Annotated in this window: 16 protein-coding genes; 9 read left to right on the plus strand and 7 right to left on the minus strand. The window is 69.5% G+C overall.

Annotation, left to right across the window (positions count from 1 at the left end):
- The first annotated feature begins 15 nt into the window (after positions 1-15).
- Both O7601_RS09425 and O7601_RS09430 read left to right on the plus strand, forming a co-directional pair.
- A complete protein-coding gene (locus O7601_RS09425) occupies positions 16-420 on the plus strand; it encodes a roadblock/LC7 domain-containing protein (RefSeq protein ID WP_281565805.1) in 405 nt (134 codons plus the stop codon).
- Positions 417-1,607: an ABC transporter substrate-binding protein gene (locus O7601_RS09430; RefSeq protein ID WP_281565806.1), complete on the plus strand. Its 1,191-nt coding sequence runs from the start codon at positions 417-419 to the stop codon at positions 1,605-1,607. Before O7601_RS09425 ends, O7601_RS09430 begins: the two co-directional genes overlap by 4 nt.
- A gap of 52 nt (positions 1,608-1,659) precedes the next feature.
- On the opposite strand, the gene O7601_RS09435 is transcribed toward O7601_RS09430, so the two are convergent.
- The 6 genes from O7601_RS09435 to O7601_RS09460 all read right to left on the minus strand — a co-directional run bounded on the left by O7601_RS09435 (position 1,660) and on the right by O7601_RS09460 (position 8,083).
- Positions 1,660-2,685 (minus strand): polyprenyl synthetase family protein, encoded by a 1,026-nt coding sequence (locus tag O7601_RS09435; RefSeq protein ID WP_281565807.1) that lies wholly within the window; start codon positions 2,683-2,685, stop codon positions 1,660-1,662.
- A gap of 13 nt (positions 2,686-2,698) precedes the next feature.
- The gene (locus O7601_RS09440; RefSeq protein ID WP_281565808.1) at positions 2,699-3,115 is read right to left on the minus strand and encodes a hypothetical protein; all 417 of its coding nucleotides are present in this window, start codon (positions 3,113-3,115) and stop codon (positions 2,699-2,701) included.
- Positions 3,116-3,643: 528 nt separating this feature from the next.
- Positions 3,644-4,942, minus strand: coding sequence for an NAD(P)/FAD-dependent oxidoreductase (locus O7601_RS09445; protein ID WP_281565809.1), 1,299 nt, complete (start codon positions 4,940-4,942; stop codon positions 3,644-3,646).
- A 470-nt stretch (positions 4,943-5,412) separates the two neighbouring features.
- Entirely contained in the window at positions 5,413-5,847 is a 435-nt protein-coding gene (locus O7601_RS09450) for a ChaB family protein (protein WP_281565810.1), read from the minus strand.
- Between the two features lie 191 nt (positions 5,848-6,038).
- Positions 6,039-6,446 (minus strand): four-helix bundle copper-binding protein, encoded by a 408-nt coding sequence (locus O7601_RS09455; protein ID WP_281565811.1) that lies wholly within the window; start codon positions 6,444-6,446, stop codon positions 6,039-6,041.
- Positions 6,447-7,207: 761 nt separating this feature from the next.
- The gene (locus tag O7601_RS09460; RefSeq protein WP_281565812.1) at positions 7,208-8,083 is read right to left on the minus strand and encodes a helix-turn-helix transcriptional regulator; all 876 of its coding nucleotides are present in this window, start codon (positions 8,081-8,083) and stop codon (positions 7,208-7,210) included.
- Between the two features lie 183 nt (positions 8,084-8,266).
- On the opposite strand from O7601_RS09460, the gene O7601_RS09465 reads away from it, so the two are divergent.
- Genes O7601_RS09465 through O7601_RS09475 form a run of 3 tightly spaced genes read left to right on the plus strand, consistent with a single transcriptional unit; the run spans position 8,267 to position 10,233 of the window.
- Positions 8,267-8,674 carry a cupin domain-containing protein gene (locus O7601_RS09465; RefSeq protein WP_281565813.1) on the plus strand — a complete coding sequence of 136 codons (408 nt, stop codon included), beginning with the start codon at positions 8,267-8,269 and terminating at the stop codon, positions 8,672-8,674.
- A 22-nt stretch (positions 8,675-8,696) separates the two neighbouring features.
- Positions 8,697-9,344, plus strand: a complete 648-nt coding sequence (locus O7601_RS09470; RefSeq protein ID WP_281565814.1) for a carboxymuconolactone decarboxylase family protein — start codon at positions 8,697-8,699, stop codon at positions 9,342-9,344.
- Positions 9,345-9,378: 34 nt separating this feature from the next.
- Positions 9,379-10,233, plus strand: coding sequence for an aldo/keto reductase (locus tag O7601_RS09475; protein ID WP_281565815.1), 855 nt, complete (start codon positions 9,379-9,381; stop codon positions 10,231-10,233).
- Positions 10,234-10,544: 311 nt separating this feature from the next.
- Here the strand turns inward: O7601_RS09475 and O7601_RS09480 are convergent, their stop codons facing one another.
- Positions 10,545-11,432: a LysR family transcriptional regulator gene (locus O7601_RS09480; protein ID WP_281565816.1), complete on the minus strand. Its 888-nt coding sequence runs from the start codon at positions 11,430-11,432 to the stop codon at positions 10,545-10,547.
- Between the two features lie 190 nt (positions 11,433-11,622).
- Between O7601_RS09480 and O7601_RS09485 the strand changes: the two genes are divergently transcribed.
- The 4 genes from O7601_RS09485 to O7601_RS09500 all read left to right on the plus strand — a co-directional run bounded on the left by O7601_RS09485 (position 11,623) and on the right by O7601_RS09500 (position 14,735).
- Positions 11,623-12,423: a GNAT family N-acetyltransferase gene (locus tag O7601_RS09485; RefSeq protein ID WP_281565817.1), complete on the plus strand. Its 801-nt coding sequence runs from the start codon at positions 11,623-11,625 to the stop codon at positions 12,421-12,423.
- Between the two features lie 193 nt (positions 12,424-12,616).
- The gene (locus O7601_RS09490) at positions 12,617-13,051 is read left to right on the plus strand and encodes a hypothetical protein (RefSeq protein WP_281565818.1); all 435 of its coding nucleotides are present in this window, start codon (positions 12,617-12,619) and stop codon (positions 13,049-13,051) included.
- Positions 13,048-13,989 (plus strand): ATP-binding cassette domain-containing protein, encoded by a 942-nt coding sequence (locus O7601_RS09495; RefSeq protein ID WP_281565819.1) that lies wholly within the window; start codon positions 13,048-13,050, stop codon positions 13,987-13,989. Before O7601_RS09490 ends, O7601_RS09495 begins: the two co-directional genes overlap by 4 nt.
- Positions 13,986-14,735, plus strand: a complete 750-nt coding sequence (locus O7601_RS09500) for an ABC transporter permease (RefSeq protein ID WP_281565820.1) — start codon at positions 13,986-13,988, stop codon at positions 14,733-14,735. The genes O7601_RS09495 and O7601_RS09500 overlap by 4 nt, the downstream gene beginning before the upstream one ends.
- The last annotated feature ends 71 nt before the right edge of the window (positions 14,736-14,806 follow it).

The following is a 14,806-nucleotide window of genomic DNA, read 5'->3' on the forward strand; positions in this document are numbered from 1 at the left end:
ATCTGGAGTGACGTCGTGACAAGCCCGAACGACCTGAGCTGGCTGTTGCAGAACTTCGTGAACCGTACTCCTGAGGTCAGTCATGCCCTCGCCATCTCCACCGACGGACTGGTCCTGGCACACAATCACGGCCTGCCCCGCGACCGGGCGGATCAGCTCGCCGCCACCGGCAGCGGCCTGATCGCCCTGCTCGTCGGAGCTGCCCGGTTCTTTGAGGCGGGCTCGGTGATCTCGAACGTGACCCAGATGGACGGCGGCTTCATGTTCTGCATGTCGTTCAGCGACGGGGCCTCGCTGCTCGTGCTGGCGTCCCCGGTCTGCGACGTGGGCCAGGTCTCGTACGAGATGACCGACCTGGCGAACCGGATGGGTGAGGTGCTGACCCCGGCGGTGCGGTCCCAATTGCTGGGGATGCTGTGAGCGCCAGCCACCCCGCCCGTCGACTCGTCGCGGCCCTGCTGACCGGCGTGCTGGTCGCCGCCACCGCCGCCTGTGACGGCGGGTCGGAACCGCAACGGCAGACCATCCGGATCGGGATGATCACCGCCCTGGCCGGGTCGCTTGAGGCACCCGGCTCCGAGCTGCGCGACGGCTTCCAGCTCTACCTGGACATGCGCGGCCGGCAGTTGGGCGGCCACCCGGCCGAGCTGATCGTCGCCGACGAGGGATACGAGCGCGACGTGACAGTCGAATCCGCCACGAAGCTGCTGGAGCAGGATCGCGTCTCGGCGATCACGGGCATCATCAACGGCGGCAGCGTGGCCGCCATCCTGCCGCTCATCGACAAGCACAAGGTTCCGCTGGTCGGTGCCCTGGGGCGGCCGGCGCTGACCGACGTGACGTACATCTGGCACACCAACCTGATCTCCGTGGAGCCCGGCGTGGCCATGGCGCCGTTCGTCAAGCAGGAGGTGGGGCAGGGTCGGGTCTACGCCATCGGGCCGGACTTCCAGAGCGGTCGCGACGAGTTGCGCGGCTTCGTCGAGACGTTCACCGACCTGGGTGGCCGGCTGGCCAACCCCGGCGGCAAGGCCGTCTTCAGCCCGTTCCCGGTCACCGAGGACTTCGGGCCGTACCTGGACGAGATCGCCGAGTCCGGCGCCGACGCGGTCTACTGCTTCTTCGACGCGCAGAACGCCATCACCTTCGTCAAGCAGTACGCCGCATCCCCCGTCGCCGACCTTCCGCTCTACGCGGCGGGCTTCGTGACCGAGCCGGCGAGTCTGGTCGAGCAGGGCGACGCGGCCGAGGGCATCTACAACGGGCTGAACTACTCACCCGACCTCGACAACGCGGCCAACCGGGAATTCGTCGCCGCCTGGAACGCGGCCTACCCGGGCCGGGTACCCACCTCGATCGTGATGGCGTCGTACGACGCGGCAGCCGTACTGGACCGGGCGATCGCCGCAGCGGGCACGAACCCCACCCCAGAGCAGATCAACGCCGCGATCGCCGGCCTCGGGCAGCTCAACAGCCCTCGGGGGCCCTGGCAGTTCGCGAAGTCCACCCACGCGCCGATCCAGAAGTGGTACCTCCGCCAGGTTCGCCGGGACGGACGGGCCCTGACGAACGTCGTCGTCTCGGAACTGGCCACCCTCGGCGGCTGACCCCGGCGGTCTGCGGGTAACTCCGCCTTGGCGGGCAAGCGGTGCCCGGGCGCTACCGGCTGCGTTCCACGACGTACTCGGGTAGGCCGAGCAGGAATCGCCCGTCCTCGGAGTCGGCCGCCGGCCCCAACGCCCGCTCTCCCTCCCGAGATGCGGCGGCGGCCAGGTCACGGGCGCTGCGGCGGGCGGACTCGACGCAGTCGTAGGCGAGCAGCCGCCCGTGCAGCCAACGCACCTCAGCCGCCGTGCGCTCCGCTCGGGTGAGGCGCAGGAACGCGACGAGCCGCTCGCGCTCGTCACCGGTACACCGCCGCATGAAGTCGATGAGGATAAGCGTCCGCTTGCCCTCCCAGAGGTCGCCCGCGATCTCCTTGCCGTAGCGGGCGAAGTCCCCCACGAGGTTGAGCGCGTCGTCCTGGATCTGGAACGCGGCACCCAGATACCAGCCGTAGCGGTCGAGGACGTCGACCGCGTCATGCTGGCCCGTGGCGACCAGGATGCCGGTACGGCACGGGTAGATGCAGGTGTACCAGGAGGTCTTCTTCAGGCACATCCGGTAGTAGTCGTCCGCGTCGAGGTCGCACACGTTGTCGCGGATCCAGCCGACCTCGATCGCCTGCCCCTCCAACGAGTGACGCAGCATGAGTTGGGTCTCTTCGAACAGCCGCCACGCGATCCCCGAGCCGAGGTCCCGGCGGTTGGCGGCGAGCCGCTGCAACGCGAGCAGGTTCGTCATGTTCCCCACGTTGAGGGCGACACCGACTCCGTACTCGCCGTGCAGGGTCTGTGCGCCGCGCCGCTGCTCGCTCTCGTCCTGGATGTCGTCATGGATCAGAAACGCGTTGTGGAACAGCTCCACAGTCACCGCGGCGTTGAGTCCCACCGACGGCGTGCCACCGAAGGCCCGGCAGGCCGCGAGGCAGAGCGCGGCCCGCAGCCCCTTGCCCCAACGCCGGGGATACTCACTCACCAGGTCGTAGAGGTAGTTCGGTCCGCCCGATGGCACACCAGCGAGGAGCGCGTCGACCGCGAGGACGCGATAGCGCTCCAGCATCTGGGTGACATGGCCGCCGGTCACGCCGGTGATCCGGCTACCTGTCCGAGGGCGTGGGCTTCTGCCTGGCCTCCGGCGTGAGCCGGTCGACCAGTCCGTTCGTCATGTCCGGCACGAGCCGCGCGAGGTTGAGCACGCCGTCGAGGACGTCGTGAGCGTCCGACGTGTACCGCCGGATGACCTCACCACGCCGGTCGTCGGAGGTCTTCAACTGCGCGACCACGGTGTCGATAAGTGCGTGCCCGTCGGTGCGGACCCGCGTCACCAACTCGTCGAACGCCTCCGGGTCCACCCGGCGGTCGGCGCTCAGCTTCTCCTCCAGCCGCCGCGCGCTGGCAATGCCCGCCGCGAGTTCCTCCTCCAGCACGCTGGCCGCGTGGGTCACCGTCTCGGAGGTCTCCTCGGCCACCTTTTGAAAACGCTCGTCGCTGTGCTCACGCCCACTGCTCTCCATGAAAGGAGTGTTGGTGAGCCGGCACCCGACCGGGTAGAGATGTGTCGAAATGGTGACTGAGGGTAGTTCGAGTCGAAAGCCCCGCGCGGCCTTCTGGCGGACGGTCAGCGGTTGAGGTAAGCGGCCAGGCCGCCGAGTTCCTCGCTGGCGATGAAGACGATCCGCACGTTGAGGATGTTTTGCCTGCTCGATGTGGTGCCGCTCGATGGCAAGTGCCGCAGTGCCGGCGAAGACCCGGGCGAGGGCCAGGTCGGTGTCCTGCGGCACGCGCGGAGTGCGGTGGTACAGCCTGCTTGACCTGGGTGGTCTCCACGCCGATCACACGGATGCCGCGCACGGTGCTGCCGGCGTCCCGACGCGGCTCGTAGGTGAAGTCGAAGTACGTCTCCCGCGCGTGCGGCCCGGTGCCCAGCACGACGCGGGCGTCCCGGCCGGTGTAGGGCTCACCCGTGCGGTAGACCTCGTCGAGCAGGTCGATGAAGCCCTGAGCAGCCAGTTCGGGCAGCACCACGGTGTCGGCAGGCGGCATCAGTGGCGGACGAGTTCCGGGGCGGCGGTGTCCAGCGGCACCGCGGCGCCGGGCACGAGACCGAGCTGGACGCTGGGTCGAGAGCCGACGGCCGCGAAGATCCAGTCGGCGGCGGTGCGGGCGCGGTTCGCCGGTAGCGACAGCAGGTGGTAGCCACGGGCCACGACTCGGGCCGGCAGACCGGACAGCGGCACGTGCAAGGGGTTGGCGGTGGCCTGCCAGCCGCCAAGGTCGACCACGAAGCCGAGGTCGCGGTGCCGATATGGCCGGAGCCTGCCGACACCGTAGGAGGCGGCGATATTGTCGGCGGCGAGGCGGCCCTGCCGGACGGCGTGCTGAGCGGTCATCGGGGTGATCTCGCCGGGGCGGGCCGGGTCCGGCACGGCGGCGGCGTCACCACAGGCAAGGATCTCGGGATGACCGGGCACGGCCAGGTGCTCGTCGACGGTGATCCGTCCCCTGGTGGTGGGCAGGCCGGTGGCCTCGACGAGTGGGTCGGGTCGCACGCCGACGCACCACACCAGGGTGCGGGACGCCACGAACCGGCCGTCGGAGAGATGGACCCCGTCCGCCGTGGCCTCGGTGACGGACGTACCCAGGCACACCTCGATCCCGCGCTGGCGCAGTACGCGCCCGGCGACGGCCGACATGCGTTCGGCGAGGCCGGGCAGCACCCGGTCGGCGGTGTCCAGCAGCAGCCAGCGCGGCCGGATCCCGGCGAGCCTCGGGTGGTGACGGATTATCTCGTCGGTGAAGAGCTGGCCCTGGGCAGCTACCTCGGTGCCGGTGTATCCGGCGCCGACGACCACGAAGGTGCAGCGCGCTTCCCGCTCGGCCGGGTCGTCGGTGGTGTCGGCCAGCTCGATCTGCTGGATCAGCCGCTCCCGCAGATGCAGCGCCTCGGGGATGCCGCGGAAGCCGTGGGCGTGGTCGGCGACACCGGGGATCGGCAACAGCTTGTTGACGCTGCCGGCGGCGAGGACCAGGCGGTGATAGGACAGTCGACGAGTTCGTCCCTCGGGGTCCACGTAGGAAACAGCCCGACCGTCGACGTCGATGCCGTCGACCTCGCCGAGGACCACCTGCACCCCGGGCAGGGTGTCGGCAAGCGGCACGGTGACCCGACGCGGGTCCAACACCCCACCGGAGACCTCCGGCAGCAGCGGTAGGTAGAGGAAGTAGTCGGTCGGGTTGACCAGCACCACGTCGGCCTTACCGCGTGAGACGCGGGCCAGGCGGCGGGCGGCGTGGAAGCCGGCGAATCCCGCGCCGACGATGACGATCCTGGGTCGGGCCATGACGGGTCCCTCTCAACGGTCGGCTGTCGTTCTTCGTCCCGTTCAAGAGGTAACCCCGGAAGCTTCGGAGAAACGCCCGAGCCGGGCATGCGTCCGGGAATCGTCCTCGGTCACGAGGCCGTCGGCGGCTTTGACGGCCTGCAAGCGGAGCACGCCGAGGTGGTCAACTTCAACGCCGAGGATCCGGTGCAGACGATCGTGGAGATGACCGGCGGCCGAGCAAGCCGACCAGCAGGCGCAGCAGTTCGACAAGGAAGTTCGGCAGGTCGCCCCGGTGACCGACCCGGCGTGGGCGCTGAAGGCGTACCGCGAGTTTCAGGACCGAGACCCCGGCTGGCTGAAGGTCGCCCTCGCCACCTGAACCACCGATCACCATGCTTCCCGACCGGCCCCACGGGCCGGTCGGGAAGCCACAGCGCCGATTGTGGTCCTCGTCGATCTGGGCGCGACACCGCCGGCGGTGGCCGGTGCTACTTCTTCCGGGCCCGGGTGGTGGCGCGGGCGTTGGCCTTCTCGATTGCCTGTACCTCGTCGTCCTTGTTCAGGTCCTCCGGCTGGTCGATACCGACCCGGTGGGCGACGTCGTCGAGGTGGCCCTTGCTGGCGTTGGCGTCCACTCCCTGGGCGGTGTCGCGCCGTCCCCGCGCGGACTCGGGCGTACCCTGCGCGGCCTGCGGGTCCGAGGGGCCCTTGTGCTCCTTGGGCTCCCAGTGGTCGCCGACCTTCTCGTGGGTGTGCTTCAGCGAGGCGTACGCGGCGCGGTGGGCTCGCTCGCCGTCGCCGTAGGACTCCTCGGCCGACTCCAGGGTCTTCTTGTAGGTCCGGACCGCCTTGTCGTCGGAACGCGCAATCGTCGACGGCACGTCGTCGCGCATCTCCTCGGCCTGTTCGTGCTTGTCAGGCATGACCAAGTCCTCTCCTGGGTGATGCCGGCGACGTGGTTACCTCGCCGGAGCGGTAGCACGTTGAGACGCATGAAAGGTGCATGCCCGGCCAGTGCAGCGGGAAACACCTGAAGATGGGCGGTGGCTGGTCCCGCAAAGCCGGACAGACAGCGGTGACGAAGCGGGTGGTGCCGGCACCACCCGCTCCTCGCTCAGGCGATGGTGGCCAGCAGGTCGAGGCAGGCCCGCTCGCAGGCGCGGCACGCATCGGCGCAGATCCGGCAGTGCTCGTGCTTGTCGGCGTGAGCGGCGCACTCGTCCCCGCACGACTTGCAGGCCGTGACGCACGCCTCCAACAGGGTACGGCTGATGTTCGCGTCGTAGCCGGTGTGTCGGGACAGCACCCGTGCGGTGGCCGCGCAGATGTCGGCACAGTCCAGGTTCGTCCGGACACACTTGGTCAGTTCGGCGCCCATGTCCTCGCTGAGGCAGGCGTCCGCGCACGCGGTGCAGGCGTGCGCGCAGTCGTTGAGAGCGTCGATGGTGGCCGCCAGCTTCGTCCGGTCCAGGTTGATCGACTTCGGGTATGTCTCCAGCATGGGCATCGTGGTGCTCGGCATCGGGCACTCCTCTCTGTCGGTTTCTGGTGGCGCTCGGATCAACCGATCGCCTGGCAGCGAGCGGCGGAACTGGTCGCGGTAGCAGTCGAGGAAGCCGTCGCGAAAGGCGTCTCTGTCGTCACCTTTCCCGGCGCGGCCAGCGCAAACCTCCATCGGGAGCCGCGTTGCGCTGGCCCAGGTCGCTCAGTGACGCGGCCAGCCCGCGGAGTCCGGTCACCAGGACCGCCAGGAGTACGACGGACAGCACGATCAGCCGTCCGGCCGGCGTGAACGCGGTTGCGGCCCCTGGCGCAACCGCGTCCAACAGCGGGTCGACCGTTCCTGGCTGGGCCGTCCGACGAGCCCGGCGGCTTGGACCGCACAGCCGCCGGCCAGCGCGAAGCCGTACCGATTGGTTGCCGCGACCCGGTATGGGCGAGGCGTTCGTGGAAGGGGGTCCACCGCTACGCCACGGTGCTGCGGGTCGCGGCGAGTTCGGGGAAGGCATCCTCTAAGCGTTGGCGGAGCTGGGGTGGCAGCCAGAGGGTGGGCCAGAGCCGCCGGAGCAGGTCGGCGTCGAGCCAGGCGTCGAGATCAATTCAGGAACTGGCTGGAACGCGCCAGCTTGGTCGTGGCGATGATCAGAAGCGCTGCGGCTGCGGTCCGTCGGGGCACCGGTGGGTCACGAGCACGCCGGCGTCAGCGCGGAATCTGGCTCTGCTGTGACCGCCGTCAGTGTCTTGGCGGGGGAGCGAGGTAGGGCCCGATGAACCGAGCCCCGCTCATGCCTCGCCGGACCCGCGGAGGGCCGGATCGTTGCTCGATGCGGCCCAGCTCGACAGGAGACGGAGGGCGTCGGCGGTCGGGGTGCCGGGTGCGGCGCTGTAGGCGGTGAGGGTGAGTCCTGGGTCGGCGGGCATCGGCATGGCCTCGAAGTTCAGGTCGAGGAGTCCCACCACCGGGTGGCGGAAGGTTTTGAGGCCGGTGTGGTGCAGGCGGACGTTGTGGGCTCCCCAGCGGGTGCGGAAGTCGTCGCTACGGGTGGCGAGTTCGCCGATGAGATTGCTCAGATCCTTGTCGTAGGGATCTCGGCCCGCTTCGGTGCGTAACAGTGCCACGGTGGTGTCGGCCGCCGCCTCCCAGTTCGGGTAGAGCTGCGGGGCTCGTGCGTCGAGGAAGCAGAACCGGGCCAGGTTCACCGGTCGGACCGGTGCCTGGAAGGCGGGCAGGTAGAGCGCCTCGGCGAGGTGGTTGGCGGCGACGATGTCGAGGCGCCCGTTGCGGACGAAGGCGGGCGCGTCTGTCATTGCCTCGAGTAGATGCAGGGTGGCGGGGCGGATCTGTTTGGTGGGCCGCCGGCGTGCCCGCGGGTTGGTGTTTGCGGCGCGGGCGAGGTCGTACAGGTGGGAGCGCTCCGCCTCGTCCAGCTGCAGTGCCCGGCACAGGGCGTCCAGCACGCTGTCGGAGACGCCGGACAGGTTCCCGCGTTCGAGGCGGGTGTAGTAGTCGGGGCTGACCCCGGCGAGCATGGCCACCTCGGCGCGACGCAGGCCCGGCACCCGCCGGCTGCCGCCGAAGTCCGGCAGACCGGCCCGCTCGGGCGTGATCTTGGCCCGGCGCGTCGCGAGGAACTCGCGAATGTCAGCTCTGTTGTCCACCTCTGCGACGGTACGGGCTCGACCAGGCTGTCAGAGGGGCTCTGTCATTACCTGTTTCGACAACCCCTCCCACGGGCCTTCGGCAGCCGCTTACATGGGTGACGTGACCCCGCTCCGCTGAATCGTTGGTGGTGATCGGAATGCAGGCCCAAAGCGCCTTCGTGCCTCCTGAGGAGAACTGACATGGAACTTCAGCCCGTGCGGCAGACCGCGAAGGCGCCCGCGCAGACGTTCACCGGCGACGTGTACCTGACGCCGATCTACAACGGCACCGGGCCGTCGCGAATGACCGTCGCGCTGGTGCGGTTCGTCCCCGGTGCGCGGACCAACTGGCACTCCCACGCCGTCGGTCAAACCCTGCACGTGACCGAGGGCGTCGGCCTGGTCGGAACCCGCGACGGTTCCGTGGTGCGGATCCACGCCGGTGAGACGGTGGTCTGCCCGCCCGGTGAGGAGCACTGGCACGGGGCCGCCGCCGACACGTTCATGAGCCACCTGGCAATGCTCGAGGCGGCCCCGGAGGGCGGCGACCCCACGACCTGGCTCGAACCGGTCACCGCCGAGGTCTACGAGCAGGCCAACAAGCACTGACAAACCCGGGGGAAGTCGATCCATGGCGAACGAATCCGAGCTGAGCCCGCAACGGCAGGCGACCGCGGCGATTGCCGCCTTCACCGCCACCGGCCAGCTGCCGCAGCTGCGCGACGCGCTTGCCGACGGTCTGGACGCCGGGCTGACCATCAGCGAGATCAACGAAATTCTGGTGCAGATGTACGCCTACGCGGGCTTCCCGCGCGCCCTCAACGGCCTCGGCACTTTCATGGCACTGCTTCAAGACCGCCACGGCGAGGGCATCGACGACCCGGCCGGCGACCAGCCGACCCCGTTGCCCGCCGGCACCGACGTCCTCGCACTGGGCACCGAGAACCAGACCCGGCTCGCCGGTGCGCCGGTGCAGGGGCCACTGTTCGACTTCGCTCCCGCGATCGACCAGTTCCTCAAGGCGCACCTGTTCGGCGACATCTTCGCCCGCGACACCCTCGACTGGCAGAGCCGGGAGATCGCCACCGTCGCCGCCCTGGCCAACCTCGACGGCGTCGAGGGCCAGTTGACGTCGCACCTCGGCATCGCGCTCAACAGCGGGCTGAGCCCGGCGGAACTGCGGGGCCTGGTCGCGGCGCTGCGCTCCCGCGTCGGCCCGGCCGCGGCCGACCGGGCCGGTGAACTGCTCGACCAGGTTCTGGCCGACAGCCGAAGCTGAGAACCGTTACCGCAACGAAGGAAGACAGGAGATCATGACTTTCCACGAGACGTACACGATGTCCAACGGTGTGGCCATTCCCAAGCTGGGGCTGGGCACCTGGTTCATCGACGACGGCAAGGCGGCCCAAGCCGTTCGCGACGCCGTCGAGATCGGCTACCGCAACATCGACACCGCGCAGGCCTACGGCAACGAACACGGCGTCGGCGAGGGCGTCCGCACCAGCGGCATCGCCCGCGAAGAGCTGTTCGTGTCCACGAAGCTCGCCGCCGAGATCAAGAACTACGACGACGCGATGGCGGCCATCGACGGCTCGCTGCGGACTCTGGGCCTGGACCACATCGACCTGATGCTGATCCACGCCCCGCAGCCGTGGAACGACTTCCGCGGCGGTGACTACGCCGAGGGAAACCGCGAAGCCTGGCGTGCCCTCGAAGAGGGGCTCCGCGCGGGCAAGCTCCGCTCCATCGGGGTGTCGAACTTCCTGCGGGAGGACCTGGAGAACATCCTCGCGTCGTGCGCCGTCGCGCCACAGGTGAACCAGCTGCTCGTCCACCTCGGCAACACTCCCACCGAGCTGATGGCCTACTGCGAGAGCAAGAACATCCTCGTCGAGGCGTACTCGCCGATCGCGCACGGTGAGATGCTCAAGAACGCGGACGTCGCCGCGGTGGCGGAGAAGTACGGCGTGAGTGTGCCGCAACTGTGCATCCGCTACACCCTGCAGCTGGGCACCGTATCGCTGCCCAAGACCGCCAACCCCGAGCACATGCGCAGCAACGCCCAGCTCGACTTCGTCGTCTCCGACGAGGACATGGACCTGCTGCGGAACATGGTTCAGCGGGACTACGGCGAGCACAGCGTCTTCCCCGTCTACAGCGGCAGATGACCAACCCGCGGCGGTGACCGTCCCGACGGGGAGCGGTGTACGACCACCATGCCGGGGCCGCCGCCGCGGCCAGGCCGGCGAGGAGTTGAAGTTCGCCCCGACCACGGAGGCGGTCCCGCCCGGATGGACCCGAAAGACCTCGTCTCGGGCGAACATGCCAGTCAGCCCACGAAACTAGGCGCAGCGTGCTTGGCTTCGTAGGCCCCGGCATTCGGGTTATCCCGCACCGGCCAATGTGTGGCGTGCGGCAGTCGGAAGCTTGTTGAGCCGCAGTCGCGGTCTGCCGGTGGGAAGGGCGGCGCCAGGCCCGGCTAGGTCGTTTGCTGCGCCTTCGTGAGGACTTGGAGGAAGGCGCGTACCAGGGCATTCTCTCCGCCCTTGCGCCACACCGGCGCGTAGCGCAGCACCGGTCCGTCGGTGATGGGCAGGAAGGTGATGTCGCCTCGTTGCCGGGTGGCTTTCACGTCCGATCCGATCGGGGACACGACGCTGCCGCCGGCGATCGCTTGGAAGGCCTCCTCAAGGGTGACGATGCCCAGTCCGCGCCGGACGGGCCGCCCGGCCGGGGTGGTGGACGGGGTGTGCGCCTCCCACACGTAGTCCGGAATGGGTCCCTCGGGGTAGACCACCGGATGATCGCCGAGATCCTCCAGCTCGACGCTGCCCCGGCCGGCCAGCGGATGACCGGCGGCCACCGCCAGCACCAGCTTCTCGCGGTGCAGGACCGGCCCGACTGTGAGGTCGGGCTCGCGGATCGGCAGCCAGAGAATTCCGATGTCGACCGTACCGGCCCGCAGCGGCCCGAGCGGGTCGGTCGGCAGGATCTCGCGCAGGCGCAGCTCGCACTGCGGGTGCCGCTGCCGGAACAGGTCGAGGACGGCCTCGACCGACTGGTAGTGGGTGGCCATGGTGCCGACGGTCAGCGTGCCGGCCTGGCCACGGGCGGTGGCGGTGGCCTCCTCGATGCCGGAGATGATCTCGCTATAGCCGGCGCGCAGACGGTCGCGCAGCCGCTCGCCGAGCGGGGTGAGCCGAACGGCGCGGCTCGTCCGCTCGAACAGGCCCCCGCCGATCCGGCGTTCCTGCTGTTTGATCGACTGACTGACCCGCGATTGGGACACGTGCAGACGCTCGGCCGTGCGACCGAAGTGAAGCTCTTCGGTCAGCGTCAGGAAGATCTCGATGTCGCGCAGTTCCACCAGACGGCCCTACCTTCGATCATTGCGGCCTGGGATTGGGCAGTCTACGGCCGCGGCGAGACCGGGCGGCGCGGGCGTGGCTCGGACCACCGGCCGTCACAGGTTCTGTCGTCGATCGATCACCGCTGGCTAATGCGGCGATGCGATCTTGTGCATTGTTCGGCCGGGGCGGCCGGGCGATGGTGGACGCATGAGCGAAAGCGTGATCCACATCGTGGCGGCGCCGGATCATCTCGGCACCCCACGCTGGCACGCTGTGACGTCGCCCGGTTCGGTGGCCGGGGTCGCCGATCTGCGTCCGGTCATGCCGTTCGAGTACGAACTGCCACCGCCGACCGCCCCGCAGCCGGACACCCTCGAGCTGAACCTGTACGTGCAGCCGCAGTGGCGTCGTCGAGGGATCGGATCGCGGCTGCTGGCCGCCGTCGGTGCGTACGCCGTGGGCCGGCGGTTGATCGTGGAGACCGGCCCGGGCTCCGGCGTGCAGTCGTTCTGTGAGCGGCACGGCTTTCGGCGCACCGGATCCGGGAGCCATGACCTGCTCACCTACTGCGATGTCCACCATGCCTGGCTGGGTGAGTTGGTCGACGTCGAGCACCCCGGATACCGACTGCGTCACTGGACCGGGGACCCGTGCGGCGCGACCAGCGTCGAGCAACTGCTCCGGCATCCGAGCAGGCCCGGTGCCGCGGTGGTGAGCGCCGCCGAGGCGGACGGCGGCGTGGTCGCCTATGTCCTGGCGATGACAGGCGCACTGCCGCAGGTTCGCGCCCGCCAGTACGGCCCTGCCGTGCTCGTCGGTCATCGTGGCCGGAGGCTGGGGCTGTGGGTCAACGCCGCTCTGCTCACCCGACTACGCGAGATCCATCCCCACGTCGAGGAGATCGAGACCCGCACCGCCGACGAGGACACCGATCTGGTCGCCCTGCGTCGACACCTGGGCTTCCGCCCATTCGGGCGGCGTCTCCGCTACGAACTCACCCTGCCGTAACCGGCGGCCCTGACTCCGATCCAGTGGCACGTCTGGGCCGACCCCTGCCCGATGAAGAGAGGTTTGTCATGAAAGATCCTGTCCGCCCCCGGACGTGGGCCGCCCCGGTCGGGAGCCGAGACCCGCCCGGTGATCCCGGGCCGCCACCCGGCGGTCGCCACCTGCCCACGTCAACATCAAGGAGCTCACCACCGTGTCCGTCAACCTTTCCACCCAGGACAAACTCACGCTTCGCACGGCCGCGTACGGTGCGGTCACACTGCTGTCGGCCGCCGGAGCCGCCGGCGGCTCGCCCCACAAGATCGCCACCGATGGGTCCATCGCCCTGGCCTCGGCAACCGGCCTGGTCGGGCACGTACTTGCGGAGAAGTCCACGCGCGTCGACCTGGACGGCAGGTCGGTGGCCGAGCTTGCCGACCGCGTGCTGCCCGCCCTGACCGAGGCGATGCGCCTGCTCGCCGAGCAGGCTCCGGCCGAGGCCGACAACTTCCGCCGCACTGTCGTCGTCGCCCTCGACGCCGCCGTCCGTACCCGTCAGGGCGCGCCCGGTCCCACCGTCGCCGAGATGACCAACAAGATCATCGCGGCGCTCGACGCCGCCGCGGCCACCCCGGAGGTGACCACGTGACGATCCCGGCGATCTCGGTCTCCGGCCTGCGCAAGGCGTACAAGGACAAGACCGTCCTCGACGGCGTCGACTTCGACGTCCACGTCGGCACGGTGTTCTGTCTGCTCGGCCCCAACGGCGCGGGCAAGACGACGACGGTGAACGTGCTGACCACCCTGGTGCAGGCCGACGGCGGCACGGTCCGGATCGCCGGCCACGACCTTGCCACCGACGCCAAGGCGGTCCGCGCGGCCATCGGCGTCACCGGCCAGTTCGCGGCCGTCGACGAACTACTGACCGGCCGCGAGAACCTCCAGCTGATGGTGGACCTCAATCGGAGGGTCGCCGGCGGCGGCGCGCGGATCGTCGCGGACCTGCTGGACCGGTTCGAGCTGACCGCCTCGGCGGACAAGCCGACCTCCACCTACTCCGGGGGCATGCGTCGCAAGCTCGACCTGGCCATGACGCTGGTCGGCAACCCACAGATCATCTTCCTCGACGAGCCGACGACGGGCCTGGACCCGCGCAGCCGCCGCACCATGTGGTCGATCGTGCGTGACCTGGTCGCCGACGGCGCGACCATCTTCCTCACCACGCAGTACCTGGAGGAGGCCGACCAACTCGCCGACCGCCTGGCGGTGCTCGACCAGGGCCGCCTGGTCGCCCAGGGCACGCCTGAAGAGCTCAAGCGCCTCATCCCCGGAACCCACGTACGGCTGCGGTTCACCACCGCCGCCGAACTCGACGCCGCCGCGGGGATCTTCCCCGAGGCCAGCCGCGACGACGACGCAATGGCCCTGCGGGTGCCCGCCGACGGCGGCACGAATTCACTGCGGACCCTGCTGGACCGGCTCGACGAGCACTCCCTCAGCGCCGAGGAGTGCTCCGTTCGCACCCCCGACCTCGACGACGTCTTCCTCGCCCTGACCAGCCACGCCACGGAGGTCGACCCGAAATGAGCGCCCAGTCCCACTCGCTGGTCATGCTGCGTCGCAACCTCAAGCACCTCACCCGGAACCCGACGTCGGTGTTCAACGCCGTCCTGATGCCGATCATCATCATGCTGATGTTCGTCTACATGTTCGGTGACGCATTCGATGTCGGCGTCGACTACATCGACTACGCGACGCCGGGCCTGATCCTGCTGGCGGTCTGCTACGGGCTGGGAGCCACCGCCACGGCGGTGAACTCCGACATGACCAAGGGCATCATCAACCGGTTCAAGGCCATGGACGTGTCCCGTGGCGCGGTGCTGACCGGCCACGTCGTCGCCAGCGTGCTGACCAACATGATCGCCATCGTGGCGCTCGTCGGGGTGGCCTTCCTGCTGGGCTTCGACCCGGCGGCGAGCCTGACCGACTGGTTCGCAGTCGGCGGTGTCGCGCTGCTGCTCGCGATCGCGGCCGGCTGGTTCACCGTCGCACTGGGGCTGTTCGCGAAGTCACCGGAGACGGCGGGCATGGCCGCCGTACCGTTGGTCATGCTGCCGTTTTTCAGCAGCGCGATCGTCCCGGCGGAGAAGATGGGGCCGGGCCTGCGACAGTTCGCCGAGTACCAGCCGTTCACGCCGATCATCGAGACCATGCGCGGGCTGCTCGACAGCGCGCCCGACACCACCGACGCGGCCATCGCCGTCGCCTGGTGCGTGGCCATCGCCCTCGTCGGCTACCTGTGGGCGCGTTCCACCTTCACGAAGCGGGCGTGACCCCGGCCGGTGTGGGCCTTCGCGGCGCCGTCTCGGTGAACGAAGCCCGACGAGGCGGCGCCGCACCGGGT

The organism is Verrucosispora sp. WMMD573, from assembly GCF_027497175.1.
Classification (GTDB): Bacteria; Actinomycetota; Actinomycetes; order Mycobacteriales; family Micromonosporaceae; genus Micromonospora.

Excerpts from the sequence above, each read along its gene's own strand:
- O7601_RS09500 (WP_281565820.1), top strand. The coding sequence starts at position 13,986 with ATGAGCGCCCAGTCCCACTCGCTGGTCATGCTGCGTCGCAACCTCAAG.
- O7601_RS09485 (WP_281565817.1), top strand. The coding sequence starts at position 11,623 with ATGAGCGAAAGCGTGATCCACATCGTGGCGGCGCCGGATCATCTCGGC.
- O7601_RS09445 (WP_281565809.1), bottom strand. The coding sequence starts at position 4,942 with ATGGCCCGACCCAGGATCGTCATCGTCGGCGCGGGATTCGCCGGCTTC.
- O7601_RS09450 (WP_281565810.1), bottom strand. The coding sequence starts at position 5,847 with ATGCCTGACAAGCACGAACAGGCCGAGGAGATGCGCGACGACGTGCCG.
- O7601_RS09455 (WP_281565811.1), bottom strand. The coding sequence starts at position 6,446 with ATGCCGAGCACCACGATGCCCATGCTGGAGACATACCCGAAGTCGATC.
- O7601_RS09465 (WP_281565813.1), top strand. The coding sequence starts at position 8,267 with ATGGAACTTCAGCCCGTGCGGCAGACCGCGAAGGCGCCCGCGCAGACG.
- O7601_RS09440 (WP_281565808.1), bottom strand. The coding sequence starts at position 3,115 with ATGGAGAGCAGTGGGCGTGAGCACAGCGACGAGCGTTTTCAAAAGGTG.
- O7601_RS09475 (WP_281565815.1), top strand. The coding sequence starts at position 9,379 with ATGACTTTCCACGAGACGTACACGATGTCCAACGGTGTGGCCATTCCC.
- O7601_RS09470 (WP_281565814.1), top strand. The coding sequence starts at position 8,697 with ATGGCGAACGAATCCGAGCTGAGCCCGCAACGGCAGGCGACCGCGGCG.